The following is an 18,495-nucleotide window of genomic DNA, read 5'->3' as shown; positions in this document are numbered from 1 at the left end:
AATCAATCAGTAAATACAGAAATTTGCTTTCAAACCCGCTACAGCTAAAAATATAAAAACCATTGCTGGGCTTTGCCCAGCGGTCTTCTTTGTGGCAGGTTTGATCAACAAGTGCTGTAAGTACCTGTACTTATGATTTGTAACTTGCCATACTATTAGGCTTAATATTAAAAATACACTTCAAAAATTTATACAATCTCGTGAATTATTACTTTCCTGCTGATCCCCCATATTTTTTGTTTGCTATTTCCCTTCTTGCTGGACTCGCTTGTGGGCGATCATTTGAAGCAACTTTGCGGAATCTTGTTAGATCTTGGTCAAGCAGTAAATCTTCTCGCATCATGCTAGAGCTAAAAAGTGCAAGTATCAAAATCCCCTATCTTGGTATGACTATCAGTATCGCTGTTTTTATGTCAACAGGACTAGAGGTGTTTGGTTTCCCGACTCTATTTGGCTACATCGTCGCAATTCCGATCACTGTCGGTATTGCTTTCCTCGTTTGGCGGCAACTAGGACAGATGCTGGTCGAACTAGAACGGGGTGGCTCAGCAGCATTAGATCTTGATTCATTTGAAGGTTGATTTACATAAATCCTTGAAAGCTCTATTCAGCAAGGCTTTTAAGGATTTATGTGTACAATAACTAGTAGGCTTTTGCCAAGGCTAATCAATTAATGGATGCTAAAGAATTTTTGCAAAAATATCGAATGGGGCACAAATCATTTTCTAACGTTGTTCTAGTGGGAGTAGATTTACAAGCGATTGATCTTCACAAGATAGACTTTAGCCACGCCCTCATGAGCAAAGCTAACTTGGCTAACGCTAAACTTTGTCGTGCCAATCTCACTGGTGCAGATCTGAGCTATGCCAATTTGACTAATGCTGATCTACATCGGGCAAATTTGCGCCATGCTAATTTCAAGGGGGCTGATTTACGCAAAGCTGATTTACGTGGGGCAGATTTACGGGGTGCGAATTTGAGTTGGGCAAATTTACAAGAGGCACTTTTTGAGGGTGCTCAAATGGCAAATGCCAATCTATATAACGCAAAAACATAGAAAATGGACGCAAAGCGTCCCTTTTTTCAAAAAGTGTGAGGCGGCGCTATGCGCTGCCTCACACTTTTTGGGTTTTAAGCTTCGCCTGTAATTGATAGCCCTTCTACCCAAATCTGCGGCGCTACGCCTGAAGGTGTAATTTTTACTTCTGGTTCGATATAAACGATCGCCTTCAGCAATTCTAAAATATCGCCTGCTACAGTTGCCGATTCGACACTGATGCGATCGCCTTTATTGACTAGCCAGCCGTCAAAGGGTAAGGAGAATGAACCTTGAGATGCTTGCACACCAGCATGAAGCGCTTGTAAATCGTCGATTAAAATTACATTCTCAGCAGTTGCCAAATCATAAACTGTCTGATTGGAAGCATTCGCCTCGCTACTACGTTCAATATGGAAAAAATTAGGACTAACGGAAACCTTTGCGCCAATACTACCATTGCCTGTGGGCTTGGCATTTAAGCGTTTCGCAGTAACAGAACTGTGTAAGAAATTAGTTAACACTCCGTTCGTAATTAAAGGAGTGCGGCGAGTAGGAGTTCCTTCCCCATCAAATGTTGACGCTCCCACGTTCCCGACATGAAGTTCATCATCGCTAACATTTAAAAGTGGTGAAGCAATTTGTGTACCTATGGATTCTGGATTGGAAAGACTGTTTTTGTCAAGAATGCTCTGAGCATTGAAGAGACTTGAGAAAGCGCTGATTAAGCTCAAAAAGGCTTCAGGAGAGAATGCAACTAAATATTTACCAGATTTAATTTTGTCGTAATTCAAATGGCTAATTGTTTTCTCTGCTGTTTCCTCAACGCAGCCCTTGACATCAAGATCTTCAAAACTACGGCTTACGCGATATGCACCGCCACTGCGAGGTTTTCGACCGTCTTCTTCGGTTTTAGTATAGAGATAAATAGAGCTAAAAGAACTGCTTTCATTCCGCTTTGCGCCAGCGCTGTTCAAATAGAAGCGACTGATATCACGCTGAGATAAGCCGTTGTAGGGAACTCCTGCGATCGCATCATGTTTTGCCAATAAGTCCTTTTCTGCCGCTAAAAGGGTTTCGACTAGCTTTTCGATCACAGTTTGTGGTGAAGTTTGTGATTCGCGAGGTGGGATATCGGCGATCGCTTCGGGACTAAAATCGGGGATATTTTCTTTAGCGCCAAAGAAACTTGCTTCGTGAGCACTTTGGAGTGCGAGTTCTAGTCCAATGCGATCGATATTGGTGGTAGAAGTAACGCCCACAGTACCTTGATCATTCCAAACTCGTACGGTGATGCTAGCACGGTTGGAGGCTGACACCTGTTTAGGTTCGCCGCTATCGACTTCGGCACTGGTTTCATCGACGATCGCGCCATAAATATCAAATTTGTTAATCTTTAGCTTGTTTGCCGTCTCTTTAGCATCGGAGACTAACTTTTCTACACTGAGCGCTGATGACATAAACCTTTTGATCTTTTTAGTTGATTATTTCATTTTAGCAACTATAGCTATAGACACTTATTCCAAAGCACAAAATGGCTTTGCTATTTTGGGGTTAGTGTCACGCATTATTTGCGCCCTTAATGGTTGATAAAAATAAATTTGTAGGGGCTTAGCATTTGCGCCACAATTTTTAGACTCGTCGCAGAAACCCCGATCCGCAAATGCTAAGCCCTTTGTGCTTTTATAGGCAATTTGTCCCTGCGTTGTGAGGTTTAGGGCAAAGCATTCCCAAATGAAGGTAATCTAAAAAGCTATGAATTTCTGTGGGAATGCTTTGCCCATACATGGGGTTCATCTAGAGCGAGAATAATTCATGACACTAACATTTTGAGCATTTAAAACTCAAAAAGAAGATAGGGCAGCGCAAAGCGCTGCCCTATCTTCTTTTTATAGCCCATTACCGATTAGAAAGAATGCAGACCAAAAATAAGGATGATCGAATGGTGCGCCACCTCGGATCATTGATATCTGAGCTAACCGTAATGACTCCGTGGCAGAAACACCCTTTTTAAGACTGGCGTAAAAGGCATCCATTAGCTTCTGCGTTCCACCATCACTAACTGTCCATAGCGACGCAATTACTGCCCTCGCCCCGACATGCTGAAATTGGTAACCCAATCCTAGTACTTCAGTCCCATCACCGTACTTACCGCCGATTCCCGTTTCGCAGGCACTCAAAACGACTAAATCCACACCCTTGAGCACCCAAGTATCGATCTCCTTCAGTGTCAAGCGATCGCTATCTCCAAAAATCAGAAAAGACTCATCTGGTGTACCTGTATTAAATGACCCATGAGTTGCTAAATGGATGATGGTATGGGAATCTGTCCCTGTCTTAGTTGTGGGTTTTGTAAAGCTAGAGTCAACTAACTCCGTCACATTCGGAAATATTTTGACAATGTTTTTGACTTCCTGTTTGGTGGCAGGAATAGCGCCAAAGGAAACAGGCTTGCCTAGAACATTAACATTATGGGCGATTGTCGAAGCACCAGCTAGAACTTTAGGCTGATTGCCCCCACGGCGATTAAAATTTGTCAGTGAACTTGCCGTAATGTTGTTGATGTTATATTTCTCAACTAAAAACTGCTTGCCATCATAGAGTGTTGCGATGGGAATATATCGCAATCGACTATCAGGAGCGTAAATGATGGTCTGCACATTTGCTTGTTGCAATTCAGCTGCGATCGGTTCAATCAGCCACTTATAAAACTGTTGAGAAGTATCTTGGAAATCAAAATTACTGCTATCTTTTAAGTTTGCTCGAAACTTTTCAACAGCAGCACTGACATCTCTTTGTCTGACTGGAACTGATCGATGTATTGGTGGAGCCGAAGGGGTAACTAATACGATCTCCAGTCGGCTTTCGAGTACAAGTGGATAGATAATCGCGGCATTTAACTGCTTGAGTTCTTTCTGTAAACCAACTATAGCCTTGAGATCAACATTTTGCTGCTGGATGTCTCTATTCAACTCCGTTGTTAGCTTCTGGACTTCCGCACTATTCAAAAAAGCATTGAATTGTCGATTTGCTTCTTTCTCTTGATTGACTAGAGCAGTTAATCGTTCCTTTTGTGGAAGAGTTAGCTTTCCTTGGCTCTCCAGTACTTGCAAATCTGAAAGTTCGATATTCAAGGCGATCATTTGCCTCTCTACAGGCTGATACTCAACGCCCTTAGCAGTTTGTTCATTGCCACGTACATTTTTGAGGTAGTCATCCGCTTCCTGCACTTTTAATAGATCGAGCACCTGCTGCGCTTCGATCACCCGATCCTGTTGCAAAAGCAGATCCGCAAGGCGGCGATATACTGGGGCAATCGTGTCAGCATAGAGTTTTTGCTCTTGCCTTGCTAGGGAGTTCAGATCTTTGCGAATCTCTTCATAAATATTGACCGATTGCTTGAGATAGGCGATCGCTAAAACATTTTGCTTCCGTTCTTTGAGAAGTGAGCCAATGTGCTGATAGAGTTTCGCTTCACCTGCGCGATCGCCTGTTTGACGACTGACGGCTAGAGCCTGTTGGTAATAACCTAAAGCTACGTCAAATTGACCTTGACTGTTGTAGAGAAGTCCAATGTTTCCGAGAGTGACACTTTCATTGACACGATCTGCCAACTTCTGACTGATTTCTAGGGATTGTTGATAGCTTTTGAACGCCTCAGCATTAAGTCCACGCTCATTCAAAAGAAATCCAATGTTGTTGTGGATGACTGCTTCACCTGCGGGATTTTTGCCCGATTCCTTGATTATGGCTAGTGCTTGTCGATAATAGTCTAGTGCATTGGCATATTCTTTGTTGTTGCGATAGACCAGTCCCAAATTGTTGATTGTTCGGGCGATCCCAAAGCGATCGCCTAGTTTCTGTTGAATCTTGAGAGCTTCTTGATAGAGTTTGATCGCTCGATCAAATTGCCCTAAATTGCGATAGACGATTCCCATATTGTTGAGAATGCCACTCTCGCCCAATGCATCTTTACTTTCTTTGCTAATTTTTAGGGCGCGTTCATAGGACTCTATTGCCCTCACAAACTGTCCCAAGTCATTGTAAACCGATGCGATACTATTCAAGGATTGGGCTTGTCCCGCGCGATCATTTTGTTCTTCGTTAAGCTTCAAAGCCCGTTGAAAAGTTTGCAGCGCAGAGTTGAGTTCTCCTTTTTTCTGGAGATCATTTCCAGCTTTTTGAAAAACGTCAGCATCAAATGACTTTGCCTTTGAATTGTTTTCTGAACTGTCTTGTAAGCCAATTTGCGCAGTTGCTTCAGATATGAAGCTCAAAGAGGAGAAAGTCCCAGTATAAATACCAATAGCAATGGGGATGAAACTAAGAGAAGCGCAGAAACCTTTGTGTAAAACCTTAAAGATCATATCGCTGTATTTATTCGCAGGTAACTCAATAATGTAGTACATTTATATGAAATTGAGAATTGTTTACAATTTGATAAGTTTTAGCTCTCGTAGGGTGTGTTAGCGTCAGCGTAACGCACCCAATAAACGCAGTTGGTGCGTTACGCTATCGCTAACACACCCTACAGTTGATGGTTCTCCGACAGGCTGCTAGCTACTTACTTATTTGTAAAACTCTGTAATTCAATAAGTTTAAGGATTTTATCGTGTCAATATTCTCCATCTATCGCCGCGTAATCTTGAGATGGATATCACTATTCTGTGTTGGTCTAGTGCTTTCATTTCTCTTTGTTGGTCAAGCTGAGACTCAAACTCAAAATAATTGCATCAAAATCCCCGAAATCTCTTCGGGAAATGCTGAAGCGATCGAAAAAAATAGACGAATTGCCGTGCTAATTCAGGCTGATCGATTGATTCAAAATAACAACCTCGCTGAAGCAATCAAATTACAACAATCTGTGAAGAAGCCGCTCCCGAATGTGGCTGCACCCAATCCACCCACAAGAAATGTGGAGAATCTAGCCAGTGGAGCTAAGGTGTATTGGCAGAATGCGGAAGAAGGACTAGAGAATGGATTGCCAACTAAAGCATTAATTGCTCTAGAGAAGCTATCTGACAATTATCCTGAATTTATTCCTGGGCATATCAAGTTTGCGGAAGCAGCCATACGCTGGAATCAACCAGAAAAGGCAATTCCAACCTTAGATCGTGCCTATGGTATTTATCCAGACCGTGTGGATTTATTAGAGCCACTACTAAAACTACTCATATCCAAAAAGATGGAGGTAGAAGCTTCTATTGCTGCTCGTCAGTTTGCGCTTAACTATCCAGAACATCCCGACGCTCCTAAATATAAGAAGCTGGCTGATGATTACATGAATCAGTTCATCAATGACTTCAAAAATGAGTCATTTGTCACAGCACTTATTTCTGGCGATCGCAAAATTATGGATCAGATTTTTAAAGGAGAGTCAGGATTTGGAGAAGAAAGCGCCAAAGAGATTAAAGAGAATGCAGTATTGGTTACCGATCCCAAGCTGACAGAATATATTAATAATCTTGGGCAGAAGTTGGCTAAGCTATCAGGTCGAGATGACTTTAAATATGAATTCAATGTCTTACAGGATAATTCTCTAAATGCTTTTGCCTTGCCAGGTGGCAAGATCTTTATCAATACAGGTGCGATCGCTGATATGGAATCGGAAGCAGAACTTGCGGGCATTCTCAGTCATGAAATTGCTCATACGGTCTTTTCTCATTCCTATCAAAAAATCATTACCGAAACCAAAGCTAGAGCTTTGAAAAAAGTAGGGTTGATCAATACATTTTTTGAGTATCTCAAACCAGAACTTGCTTTTGGGCGATCGCTGGAACAGCAAGCCGATTTCCTCGGCACTCGCATTCTCTCGTCGGCTGGCTATTCTGCTGATGGACTATACCGTGTATTTGATCGCTGGCGCGGTTATGAGAAAAACAAACAAACAGGTTGGCTAGACAGCCATCCAGCCTCTTCGGAGCGGGTTAGATATTTGCAATCAATTGTCCAAAATCGCAACTACAATCGCTACTCATTGGAGAACATCGAAGCTCTAATTGCGGCGCGTGGGGCATTTTGCAAGTCTGAAGTGAAAGATCAACCTACTACAGAGACTCCAACTACTACAAAGCCCAGTAACAAGCCAACTCTAGGCAAAGTGTCTGTGACCGCTGGGCAAACCAACGACAATGTGAGCATTAACATTGATGGAGGTAAGGTTGAGTCGAGCGGTAGATACATACTGAATGTAGAAATCGTCAACAAGAGCGGTCAGTCTTTTGGATTTGTACCTATATTTGCGAAGACAACTAATGCTGAAGGAAAGACGGTTTCGTCACAATTTATCAGTGCGTCTGGCAAAAACGTTGTGAATGCTGGAGAAACAGCTAAAGGCACTCTCTCTGTGTTCCAACAACCTTGGCGAGATACTGGTGATCAAGGGCTAGTCTGGCAAGTAACAGAAAGTACTGGCGGCGGTCGAGTATTTCGGATTCCATTCTAATTTGCTTAAAGAAAGCCTTGCTTTGCAAGGCTTTCTTTAATTATTTATATGGTCGCTTTGATACTTGAGATCGCCTTTAGAAGATTGATTTTTTCTGCGATCACTTTTAAATTAAAGTTTTGCTGTCAAAAATGGTTGACTTCGATGTTAAGTTCGGAGACGTTATCGACAATCTCAAACGTAAATAATAATTAAGAGATCGCGGCATAATAACTTATTGGAGCAGACAATATTTAGTAGTTCTGGTGTTGAGTTTGGGTTCATGGCTTGCAGTTAAATTAACCCTTAAGACTTCTAGCGATCTAAACCCCTGACAAATCTAATTTCTCTAACAATATTTGGAAGACATGAGTAAAAATAAAAACTCTAAATATTTCCTTTTCATTGGGATTCCTCTTTTTATCAGTTTTCTCCTGCTCTTATTTTTAATACCTAGCTTCAACTCCTATTGCAGCAAGAATAGTGAAAAGTGTTTCAATATGGGGGTTATTTCCGTACCAAATGATACTCCAACTCAATATCTAGCCTCATTTATCGGAGCATTTCTTACGTTTACCACCTTTTATTCATTGGAAGTAATCAAGGAGGGAACTAAGCCAAAGCCGAAGCTGGAAGTAAGTTTCAACGAAAATGATAAAGAAGAATTAATAGTGCGTTCAGCTCCTCACATGATTTTTGTGCCCAGAGAACAGAATAATAATGTCGAAGTCGGTGAGGCATACTACCTAAGAGTTAAGGTTACAAATATAGGTAATAAGATTGCTTCGGGATGTAGTGGTTACTTGAAGACTATCAAGCGGAAGGAAAAAGATGGCTCATTCCAAAAATTAGAAAAATATGATAGTCCAATGCGGTTACTCTGGCCTTATGAACGAAAGGAAGATTACAGATCAAACAGTGTTGAACAAATTCCATCTGGGGCATCGGAATATCTTGATATTTTAGTTTCTTACGATAATTCTTTAAAGTTTGGAAATTTAACAAAAGAGAAAGAGTCTTGGTTCTTGAAATTGAAAACCCAACCTCAACCTAGAAAACACGTTGATTTGCTTAGGATAGACCGTAGGTCGGAGATTCAGTATGAGCTAACTATTGAAGTTTATGCAGATGGATGTGATTCTTCTAGTGTATGCCTTATTCTAAAGCACGAAAGAGGGGCGAATACAATAGATGTTCATTCTAAAAAAAGCCCTAGCACTCCAATGTGCCTTAACCTTTGCGACTTACAAGTTACTCCCTCAAAAAATCTTGAAGGTTATAAAGTTGAAGAACTTTACGATTTGCTATGATTTAAACATGGGATATCACTTTTTTCTTGAGATTTACAAAGAAATTTAGTCTGATTTCCATGTTGAATTACTCATTCTCAAAGAAATCAAACAAACTTAGAGAAGTTACTGCCTGAATTTTAAGCAGGTTATAAAATTTTAAGCTGTCACGCAATTAAATTATTAATAATCATAAGGATGAAGTTAAAAATGTTTATTGTCAACAATAAAGAACTGGAAAAGTTTATTAAGCATAAATATACGCCACAAGATATTCGCTTGCTTTCACATTTTCTCATAGAAAAAGGGACATTCTATTTCTCAGCCTTAGATAACGGTTTGTTCCCAGCCGCCTCCGCAGTGAGCGCAGAAAACACTGGTTATTCTTACGTTTGGGTGCGAGACAACATTTATGTTGCCTATGCTCATTATATTTTGGGGCAAGTTGACATAGCAGTAAAGAATGTCCTTACTTTGATGTCCTATTTTAAGAAACATAAGTTTCGTTTTGAGAGTATTATTGATGGCAGAGCTGATCCAGCCATTGCGATGAATCGTCCGCATATACGCTTTAATGGACAACTTCTCTTAGAAGTTGATGAAAGCTGGGAACATGCTCAGAATGATGCACTAGGTTATTTTTTATGGTTCTACTGTAAATTAGCTAGTGAAGGACATTTCAGCTTACATCAAGATGATATTGAAATGTTAGGACTTTTTCCTCTCTATTTTCAAGCTGTTCAATATTGGAAAGACGAAGACAGTGGACATTGGGAAGAGGGGAGGAAAATAGAGGCTTCTAGCATTGGAGTGGCAGTTGCTGGATTAAGAGCCTTGAAACAACTATTCAGTGATCCCTTGTTTGATTCACATTGTTGCCTAAATAAAGATGAACTTGTAACCCCTCATCTTCTAGATGAATTAATCAGCAACGGCGAGTTCACTCTCAGCGAGATTCTGCCAGCAGAGTGCATTCAATCAAAACCTAAAGAAAGACGATTTGATGGAGCTTTGCTTTTTCTCATTTACCCTCTAAATGTCTTAAATGAGGAAGTTTCTGACAAGATTATTCAAGATATCAAAACTAATTTGCAAGGAGAATATGGAATACCGAGATATTTGGGAGATTCGTTTTGGTGTCGTAATTTCTTTGCTGACTTGCCAGAAAATATACAAACCTCAATATCAACTGAGCGCGAAGCATGGCTAGAGGCTAACAATAAGACAGTCAAACAGGGTGAGGAAGCTCAGTGGTGTATCTTTGATCCAATCATCTCAGTTATCTATGGAGTAAAGTTCCAAAAAAAACGATGTGAGGCTGATCTAGAACAACAAATTTACTATCTAAATCGAGCTTTAGGTCAAGTAACTGGCGAAAACTGTAAAGTTGGAAAGTATAACATTGAGCAGTTTAAATGTCCAGAACTCTACTATATACAGGATGATAAATATATCCCAAATGTTTCGACTCCTTTACTGTGGACTCAAGCTAATTTGATGATTGCGCTAAAGTCAATTGAGCAGAGTTTAATGCTGGTATAAATGCTAGTTTATTCTATTTAGATGCTTAAGATTCTCTTGAACCACAGCAGCCTAACAAGTCGATAAAGCATATGGGTAAGAGACTTTGGTGGAGGTGCAGAGGTTATCTGTCGCCGCTTATCTTAGTTTTTATACCAAGGCTATACGCTCGTTAAAGTTGGGAACTTTTATCCAAGATTGTGCCATGAAAAAAGCTTGATTTCGTTGTTAAACCCCAATAAGTCATTGGCGATTTCTTTCAGGATGTGTTTCACTTCAAAGACAAGTAATTGTGAAGCGATCGCCTAGACCTCACGAATCACAGTAATAGCGATCGCTTAGAAATCACAATGCACAGTGCAATTGCTAATCTTGTAGAGTTAATTAAATCAAACCCATTATCTATTACAAAAAAATGATTTCCATTAAAGAAAATTTTCCTCAAATAACCCCAGAAGAATACTTTGCTTGGGAAGAAAAGCAGCTAGAAAAACACGAACTTATCAACGGTCAAGTTTACGCCATGAGCGGCGGTAGCGTTAATCATAGCCGCATCGCAATTCGATTTACGACTTTGGTAGATACCCACTTAGACGCTAGTAGTTGCATAACAGGTAACTCAGACCTGAGAATTAATATTGTTGGCACAAATAACTACATCTACCCCGATGTCAGCGTTACTTGTGACGATCGCGATAAAACTACAACCCAATACATTACCTACCCATCCCTCATCGTTGAGGTTCTTTCCCCTAGTACCGAATCCTATGACAGAAGTGGCAAATTTAGACTGTACCGCAAAAATCCAAACTTACAAGATTACTTATTAGTCAGTTCCACCAGCATTGAAATGGATTTATACCATAAAAATGACGCTGGCGAATGGCTCATCATTAACTACCAAGAAGGCGACACCGTAGAACTAAAAAGCATTAACTTAAGCTTTCCCATCGAGCAAGTCTATCGCGGTTTAGAATTGAAACCAGAATAATTACTCAAATCAGCAAATAAATTGAGAGTACTAGCGATCGCCTTGAGAAAATAGATTGATAAGGCGATCACCTAGAAATTACGACTCACAGTAATTGCGATCGCAAAGTTAAAGAATTGGTATGCGATCGTCAATAACACATTAGTTGGAGCGGACAAAAGCGTAGTCTTCTAGTTAAGAGTAAAACTTTTGCCACTCAACTAAGCCGCTAATCTGCAAGTTCTGAGAGTGGGCAGTGACAATGTATACTTGGGGAATCACTCACAAAGTAAAGTGGCTTTCATCTCTGAGTAAAGAATAATTAGATAATTGTTGATTGAGTTCACACTAATATGGTCAATCGCATAGAAATAGTTAAAGGAGACATCACAAAACTTCAAATTGATGCAGTTGTTAATGCTGCTAATAGCTCTCTTCTTGGAGGTGGTGGAGTGGATGGGGCTATCCATAGAGCGGCTGGTTCTGAGCTTGCTCAAGAATGTCGTTTGCTGGGTGGTTGCAAAACTGGTCAAGCCAAGATAACTCGTGGATACAATCTACCTGCTAAGTGGATTATTCATACGGTTGGTCCAGTTTGGAGAGGCGGGCTTAATGGCGAGCCTGAGCTATTGGTCTCATGTTATAAAAACTCTCTTAAATTAGCAGTAAAAAATGAAATTAAAACTATAGCCTTTCCTGCAATAAGTTGTGGTGTCTATGGTTATCCTGTAGAAAAAGCAGCTCACGTAGCTATTACAGAAATAATACAATTCCTAGCAAGCGACAATACAATCGAAAAGATATTATTTACTTGTTTTTCCGAGGATATTTACCGAGCGTATTTGCAGGCATTAGCGCAAGCAGCATAACTATCTCACTACACCAAAACTGATAACAAGCATGTCAGTTTGTTGTCAGTTTTTTGGTGTCGGGTGCGCGAACGTTATATCAACACGATAAGCTCGACAAAGTTATCTGTTTTCAGTCACAACTAAGCACTCAAAGATAACTGACTTCGTTGATTAGTTCTGAGAAGTTATTAGCGATACTGTGATGGTTTATGCCTATGCAAAGACAAATAAGAATTAAACAATCGCCTAGAAATCACAACTCACAGTAATAGCGATCGCCATGTAAAATAAATCCTCTAGGGTTGTGCTATATATTGTTCAGGAAGTTTTTACTAGGATAGTTTCCAAGATTGCCTTAACTTTTATGTCATTTTGCCAACGCTTCTATCCCAAATTATTCTCAATAGTAGTAGTAACGCTAGTAATCCTACTACTGAAACAACCAGTTGGCATGGCTCAATCCACTAATGATTTGGTTAATCCACAACAAAAGGATAGCAAACAGCAGTGGATTTACGATCGCGCTGATTTGTTGGATTGGCAAACGGAGTTTAGTCTTAACCTTCGCATCAACAAACTAGTTGGCAGAACCAGTGCTGAATTAGCGATCGCTACCATCCCAAAAGTCGAAACAGAGCAATCCCCTCGTGCTTTTGCCATAAAGCAATTTAACGCTTTGGGCATTGGCAAGAGAGAAACTAATAATGGTGTGTTGTTATTGGTCAGCAAAAATGATCGGCGCATTGAAATTATTACTGGCAAGGGATTAGGTGAAGTATTGCCCGATGCGGAAGTCAGTGATTTGATTCAGCAAAAGATTGTGCCATCATTTCAGCAGCAGCAATATGCTACGGGAATTATTCAGGGTGTAAATGCGATCGCCCAACGCCTAGAATCGCGACTTCCTAGTACAATTCTCCCAAGCTGGATGCCGATGATCTGCGTGTGGATTCCTTGGCTAATTGCGATCGCTGGTGCAGGCTGGGCAATTTTCAGTACAGTTCAAGTGATGGTGTTAAGTTTTACTCCAATCCAAATACTCATCTCCACGCAAGGATTTAATACCAATGCCTTCTCCTCTTCTCAGCTATTAGCCTCCTATTCATTTACTGACTTACTCGCTAAAGTTTGCCTACATAAAAGCGCTCGCACTGACGAGAAAATCCCTAGCTTAGCCATCAATATCTTGGCGGGTGGATGGATATTAGGAATTGGATTGATATATGGATTTTGGCAATTTATCTTGATGCATCCTGAAGCAGAATTTTGGCAAAGCGATCGCACTACTTGGCTAGTCTTCGGAATGGCTGGCAGTATTGGGTGGATTTGGGGGCTGTTGATAAGTTGGATTGTTTCCCGTGATTTGCCTTGGCTCTCGGTTGCGATATCGCTTTTGGCAGCAGGATTGCTGGCACTGTTGAGTGGATTTTTTGGCTTTCTCATGACGACAGCTTGGAGTGGAAATGGAATCACAGTAATGTTGATTGTCGCGATTGTAGTTGCATCTGCTTGGGCAATTTTGGTAAATCCTTATCTAAGTTTCAAACGCCAATGTGATTACCGCAGCGATCGTACAGGACAGCCACCAAAAGAACTGACAGAACAAGAGATAGAAAATGTACTAACTCCAAGGGAAATATCAGCGCGATCACTAGGAAAATTAGAATTTCGGGGATGGAGAGAAGCTGAGCTTACTTTGCCAATAACGCGAGAACAGGTTTATCTAGTTCAACGCATTGATAGTAGTGCGAGTGTTTGCGCCCATTGTAAATCCTATGCGGTTGATGTTTCCGAGCAAACTGTCGAGAGAGCGATCGAATCACCTAAGAATAACAAAAATAGCAAAAAGAGCGATCGCCAACCAGAAGAAAAGATTACCTCTGTCCGCTTAGTGAAGCAAACAGTTTATAGCTGTCATTTTTGCGGCTGCGTCTTTGCTTACGATCAACGAGAACCCGCAATTGTAGCTAGCAGTGATTCGAGCGACTACAGTTCCAGTGATTCAAGCTATAGCAGTACTAGTAGTGATTCCAGTAGCTATGACAGCTCCTATAGTAGCGATTATGGTAGTTCATCTAGTGATTTTGGTGGCGGTAGTAGTGATGGTGGTGGCGCAGGGAGTGATTGGTAGAGGAACATTATCCATCAAACGACCATCGCCATAGAATGCGAGAATTCGCGGCAATAATACGCGGATAGTTGGGGTTCTCACTATAGGTATTCCCAAGTCTTCTGGGCAGTTTGACCGTAACATAACGCGGCAGATGGGAAACCGCTGTTGTGCGAAGCCAAGCTTCTAAATTTGCGATCGCATCTAATTCAGTCAGGGGAACTTGAAAATGCTGGTTAATTAGTGCGGCAACTTCCTGAACATTGTTTGCTGATGAAGCCTCGACATCATGGCGAAACAGCAGTCGAGAGAATTCTTGCCGCAGGCGATCGGGATCGGAATTTGAGTCAAGATAGTTTCTCAGAGACTCCAACCCTTCTCCTGTGGCTTCAAAGTAAATATAATCACCATCAAATAGATCCCAAGAAATCTCTCCTAACTCTCCTGCCATAATTGCCGTCAAGAGCATGGCATCGAGCGATTGCTGATCGAAATTGGGTGTGTGGTAGCTACGATCCAAGCAAAACAGACCATCACAAAAAACTATCCATCCCGTGCGGATATCACCTGATTTAGCCACATAGCTATAATCTTGGTCAGGGCAGTATACCTGAGGCAATCGCCCTTGATGCTGAGTTTGCAAATCCTCAACACATTGATAAAATTCGCTTGCGGATAATTCAGTGATTGCTAAATCCTCAAAATAAATTCTTAGCTCATTAGCGATCGCATATTGATTGTTGTACAAGCATGGATAGAAATTATTTTGAGGTAATCGCGTGGTGATGATATCTGCAAACCACTCTTTTAGCTTAGCAGATGTTCTGTCCACAAAGATCTTTAAATAGATGGGACCGAGACTTGAATGTTCTCGCCACATCCAGTCCCAATCACGTTGAGATGGAGATGCTTGGACAAGATTGGTTAGTGGCTGGAGAATCATATCTTGCCCTAACTGCCATGTTTGCAATGAACCCAAAGCTGTGCGATCGCTAACAATCGGAGAGATTTTTCTAGGTTTAATTAAAATTGGCTTTTGAGCATCAAGAAGAGTGTCATCTTCAGTATCTAGCTTTGAGGTCAGTGCTAAATAGAATCTGTATTCTCCACTCTCCCAATCTTCACTCCATCTTACTGTGTCCCACGTCGCAATCAGGATGCGATCTTCTGCGGGAGAAAGCGATCGCCTAAATCGCATAAAGGGAGCGCTGACAGACAACAAAATCCATGTCTGCCAACAGGCGACTGGCTTATTCCACTTTTGTTCAAGATGCATGTCCCAATATTCTCCATAGGTCAAGCCCCAGCCAAACTCCTCCTCTGGCTCGTGGTAATCTTCATCATAGTTGGCATCGACCTCAAAACTGACTGCGCCATGTTCATGGACTCGGCGAATGATTTCTGCTTTCTGTGCAAAGTCTTGCCAAAATGGAATCTTTTCAGGGGCGACAAATCGAAACAAACCTTCGCCTGTATTAATTTCTCCAGTTTCCAAAATTCGGATATATTCATTCATTGTTGTGCAGGTTAACTGAAGTAAGTATCCAAAAAATCTTTGCTCGCGAAGAAGTATAATTATAAAGCGATCGCTCCATAAATCAAGACTTGCAGTAATAGCGATCGCCTTTAGGAGATAGATTGTTAATGCGATCTCGACTAAATTATCTATCTGCTCTGCTAAACATTAAATGCTAAGATATTTGTGTGTTTAAGTCCATGCTAGTCATTTAAACAAGGCAGTAGGTAAGGTAAATGAAACCATTGAAGTTTTTGAAACTAGGAAGAAAACATAGAAAGATTCTTTTCCTAGTTGTGCTTTTTTTCTTCCTAGCTCTTAATGTTTTGTCTTACTTTGGCGCTTATGCTCTGACACACTATAGTTCTCCTGGTCGTTTTGGTATAGGAATTCCTAAATCTACTAACTCAAAACTCCCCAGTGATATTGGGCTTGAATATGTCACACAACGTATTCCTATCAATCAAACTGAGTGGCTAGAGACTTGGTTTATTCCCACTCAACTGCCTGTATCTAATGGTACTGTCCTGCTATTTCCTGGTAATGCAGGAAGTAAAGATAAACAACTTCTAGCTCCAGCCAAGGAGTTTCATCGTTTGGGCTACGCCGCTATGCTTATTGATTTCCGAGGTCTAGGAGGTTCTAGCGGAAATACGACAACTTTGGGTGTACGGGAAGCTAAAGATGTTGCTCTATCTCTGAGTCATGCTCAACGTTCAAATTTTCAGCGTCCATTTATCCTCTATGGTGTGTCAATGGGAAGTGCGGCGATCCTTAAAGCCGTTGCCGATGAAAAAATTAATCCTGATGTTGTAATTCTTGAACTTCCTTTTGCACGACTTTTAGATGCTGTCAGAAGTCGATTGAGTGCAAGCTGGATTCCAACATTTCCGTTCGCTGAGATGGTTGTCTTTTGGGGAAGTATTCAGCATGGAATCAATGGTTTTACGCATAATCCAGTAACTTATGCCAAACAAGTTCGATGTCCTGCTTTGTTATTGCATGGCAAACTTGATAAATGGACTAATTTAGCAGAGATCGATCAGATATTTCAGAATTTACACGGTTTTAAGGAACTAAGCATTTTCCCCAACGCCGATCATAGCTTGCTCGTTACGGTTGATAAAGAACGCTGGCAACGAAGTGTCGAGCAATTTTTAAAGGAAAAAAAGTGATAAAAATCATGTTTGAAGATGTCTAACGCTATAATAAATTCGCTGTCATTAAAGCAATGCACAAAAGCAATGCACATACGATTTATTTGCCTATGGAGTCTTCAAACTTTGAAAGCATCTAACTGTAACAATCAAGAATACACATAAGGGTAGCAAATATGATTACTCAAACAATGGTGCAACCTTCTTTCTGGATAGAGGTTGGCATTCAAATCCAAAAGGTAAGAGGGCTTAACCTTTTTAAGTTCAATGATGATCTCCAATCGCGCCTCGAAATCCTTATTGAGCGAAAAAAAATAACATCCTCACTGTAGAAGAAAGTGCTGAGCTTGCTGGCATCACTGAACTTGATCGTATTTTCACACTTATGAATGCTCGGATTATTGCCGAGTCATGACTATCAGTTTCGCTAGTCGTCAACGCATCCGCGATCGAGCTAATTTTCTGTGTGAGTACTGCCATTCTTTTGAAGAAGCTAGTAGCTCACTATTTACACTCGATCATCTTATTCCACAATCCCTTGGTGGAAACGATACTGAAGATAATCTTGCTCTTGCGTGTCATCGCTGTAATGGTCGTCGTTACAACTTCACAGAGGGTATTGACCCTGAAACCCAAACAATTGTCTCAATCTTCAACCCTAGACAAAACAAGTGGTATGAACATTTCGTTTGGTCTGACAATGGACAAAAAATTCTCGGCATTACAGCCTGGGACGCGCCACGATTGAACGTCTCGATATGAACGATGAGCGTCATGATGATGGTGCTATTCAGCGTGCGCGTCGTTTCTGGATTCGTGGCGGCTGGCATCCACCTGCCCATGATCCTCAACAGTAACCTATTGAGAAAGTTGAAGCGATCGCCTAAAAATCACGACTCATGGTAACAGCGATCGCCTTGAGGAGATAGATTGCTGATGCGATCGCCTAACTCCTTAAATCGCCAATATAAGCCCCAATTTGTTTAAGTCCCTGCAAAACTTGAACACGCTCTGTAATATTTTCGAGCAATCGATAAGTAGGCGATCGCGAATATTGAGGAGCATTTTGGTGGCGATCGCATTTCAAAAACAATACTTCTCTTCCATTTGTAACCATTCCATAGCAGCTTGATTGTAAGTTGGGAGCGCTCAACAAATAAGTAAGTGCTTGAGGAATTCCTGCGGTAACATCTAGCTTTGCAGGTTTTGATTCGATTACCAAAATCCAAAAACTATCTTGGATTACCAAAATATCAATTCGACCTTGAACCGCCATAGCATTAGCTTCGTCAGCAACTTCGATACTAGTACTTACTTCTGCTTTTACCAAAAAAGGAAATTGATAGAAACCCGCTAAATCTAGCAATGGCGATACCACGACAAGCTTAACAATCCCTTCGAGGGGCGGTTCCTCTTGACTGAGATAGGTGTAGTTGCGAGTGAGGCGATCAAGTCCTTGTAGTTCCGCTTCGGTTAGATTCGGTGCATCATTTAACCATTCATCAAAAAAGCGATCGCTAGAATTGAGACTCAAGCCAAAGGTTTGACGGAGATTGCTAAGAGTAAGGCTATTAGCATTTGTAATCACGGTTAAATCCTTTTAATAATCACAGACATTTCA

At 41.0% G+C, this 18,495-nt stretch carries 13 protein-coding genes and 2 pseudogenes; 11 read left to right on the top strand and 4 right to left on the bottom strand.

Going from position 1 to position 18,495, the window contains the following annotated elements; translation table 11 throughout:
• The first annotated feature begins 200 nt into the window (after nt 1-200).
• Nucleotides 201-581, top strand: coding sequence for a hypothetical protein (locus tag CQ839_RS07220; protein ID WP_103667596.1), 381 nt, complete (start codon nt 201-203; stop codon nt 579-581).
• Nucleotides 582-673: 92 nt separating this feature from the next.
• Entirely contained in the window at nt 674-1,057 is a 384-nt protein-coding gene (locus CQ839_RS07215; protein ID WP_103667595.1) for a pentapeptide repeat-containing protein, read from the top strand.
• Nucleotides 1,058-1,131: 74 nt separating this feature from the next.
• Here the strand turns inward: CQ839_RS07215 and CQ839_RS07210 are convergent, their stop codons facing one another.
• Together CQ839_RS07210 and CQ839_RS07205 are read right to left on the bottom strand one after the other, a co-directional pair.
• Nucleotides 1,132-2,496, bottom strand: a complete 1,365-nt coding sequence (locus CQ839_RS07210) for a TldD/PmbA family protein (protein WP_103667594.1) — start codon at nt 2,494-2,496, stop codon at nt 1,132-1,134.
• A 429-nt stretch (nt 2,497-2,925) separates the two neighbouring features.
• Nucleotides 2,926-5,445, bottom strand: a complete 2,520-nt coding sequence (locus CQ839_RS07205; protein WP_103667593.1) for a CHAT domain-containing protein — start codon at nt 5,443-5,445, stop codon at nt 2,926-2,928.
• 203 nt (nt 5,446-5,648) lie between these two features.
• Here CQ839_RS07205 and CQ839_RS07200 point away from each other — a divergent pair, with 203 nt between their 5' ends.
• The 6 genes from CQ839_RS07200 to CQ839_RS07175 all read left to right on the top strand — a co-directional run bounded on the left by CQ839_RS07200 (nt 5,649) and on the right by CQ839_RS07175 (nt 14,222).
• Nucleotides 5,649-7,481: a M48 family metallopeptidase gene (locus CQ839_RS07200; RefSeq protein WP_146048706.1), complete on the top strand. Its 1,833-nt coding sequence runs from the start codon at nt 5,649-5,651 to the stop codon at nt 7,479-7,481.
• A 347-nt stretch (nt 7,482-7,828) separates the two neighbouring features.
• The gene (locus CQ839_RS07195) at nt 7,829-8,770 is read left to right on the top strand and encodes a hypothetical protein (protein WP_103667591.1); all 942 of its coding nucleotides are present in this window, start codon (nt 7,829-7,831) and stop codon (nt 8,768-8,770) included.
• A 189-nt stretch (nt 8,771-8,959) separates the two neighbouring features.
• A complete protein-coding gene (locus tag CQ839_RS07190; RefSeq protein ID WP_103667617.1) occupies nt 8,960-10,291 on the top strand; it encodes a glycoside hydrolase family 15 protein in 1,332 nt (443 codons plus the stop codon).
• 394 nt (nt 10,292-10,685) lie between these two features.
• Nucleotides 10,686-11,261, top strand: a complete 576-nt coding sequence (locus tag CQ839_RS07185) for a Uma2 family endonuclease (protein ID WP_103667590.1) — start codon at nt 10,686-10,688, stop codon at nt 11,259-11,261.
• A gap of 332 nt (nt 11,262-11,593) precedes the next feature.
• Nucleotides 11,594-12,109: an O-acetyl-ADP-ribose deacetylase gene (locus CQ839_RS07180; RefSeq protein ID WP_103667589.1), complete on the top strand. Its 516-nt coding sequence runs from the start codon at nt 11,594-11,596 to the stop codon at nt 12,107-12,109.
• 346 nt (nt 12,110-12,455) lie between these two features.
• Nucleotides 12,456-14,222 carry a YgcG family protein gene (locus CQ839_RS07175; protein WP_103667588.1) on the top strand — a complete coding sequence of 589 codons (1,767 nt, stop codon included), beginning with the start codon at nt 12,456-12,458 and terminating at the stop codon, nt 14,220-14,222.
• 7 nt (nt 14,223-14,229) lie between these two features.
• Here the strand turns inward: CQ839_RS07175 and CQ839_RS07170 are convergent, their stop codons facing one another.
• Nucleotides 14,230-15,717: a hypothetical protein gene (locus CQ839_RS07170; RefSeq protein WP_103667587.1), complete on the bottom strand. Its 1,488-nt coding sequence runs from the start codon at nt 15,715-15,717 to the stop codon at nt 14,230-14,232.
• A 236-nt stretch (nt 15,718-15,953) separates the two neighbouring features.
• Here CQ839_RS07170 and CQ839_RS07165 point away from each other — a divergent pair, with 236 nt between their 5' ends.
• The 3 genes and pseudogenes from CQ839_RS07165 to CQ839_RS07155 all read left to right on the top strand — a co-directional run bounded on the left by CQ839_RS07165 (nt 15,954) and on the right by CQ839_RS07155 (nt 17,731).
• Nucleotides 15,954-16,892: an alpha/beta hydrolase gene (locus tag CQ839_RS07165; protein ID WP_103667586.1), complete on the top strand. Its 939-nt coding sequence runs from the start codon at nt 15,954-15,956 to the stop codon at nt 16,890-16,892.
• Nucleotides 16,893-17,050: 158 nt separating this feature from the next.
• Nucleotides 17,051-17,289, top strand: a pseudogene (locus tag CQ839_RS25975) (hypothetical protein).
• Nucleotides 17,286-17,731: pseudogene (locus CQ839_RS07155) on the top strand (HNH endonuclease). The pseudogenes CQ839_RS25975 and CQ839_RS07155 overlap by 4 nt, the downstream one beginning before the upstream one ends.
• Before the next feature lie 89 nt (nt 17,732-17,820).
• Here CQ839_RS07155 and CQ839_RS07150 read toward each other — a convergent pair.
• A complete protein-coding gene (locus CQ839_RS07150) occupies nt 17,821-18,462 on the bottom strand; it encodes a type I restriction enzyme HsdR N-terminal domain-containing protein (RefSeq protein WP_103667585.1) in 642 nt (213 codons plus the stop codon).
• Between the last annotated feature and the right edge of the window lie 33 nt (nt 18,463-18,495).

This window comes from Pseudanabaena sp. BC1403, from assembly GCF_002914585.1.
Lineage (GTDB): Bacteria > Cyanobacteriota > Cyanobacteriia > Pseudanabaenales > Pseudanabaenaceae > Pseudanabaena.
This window is presented reverse-complemented; position numbering and strand designations above follow the sequence as displayed.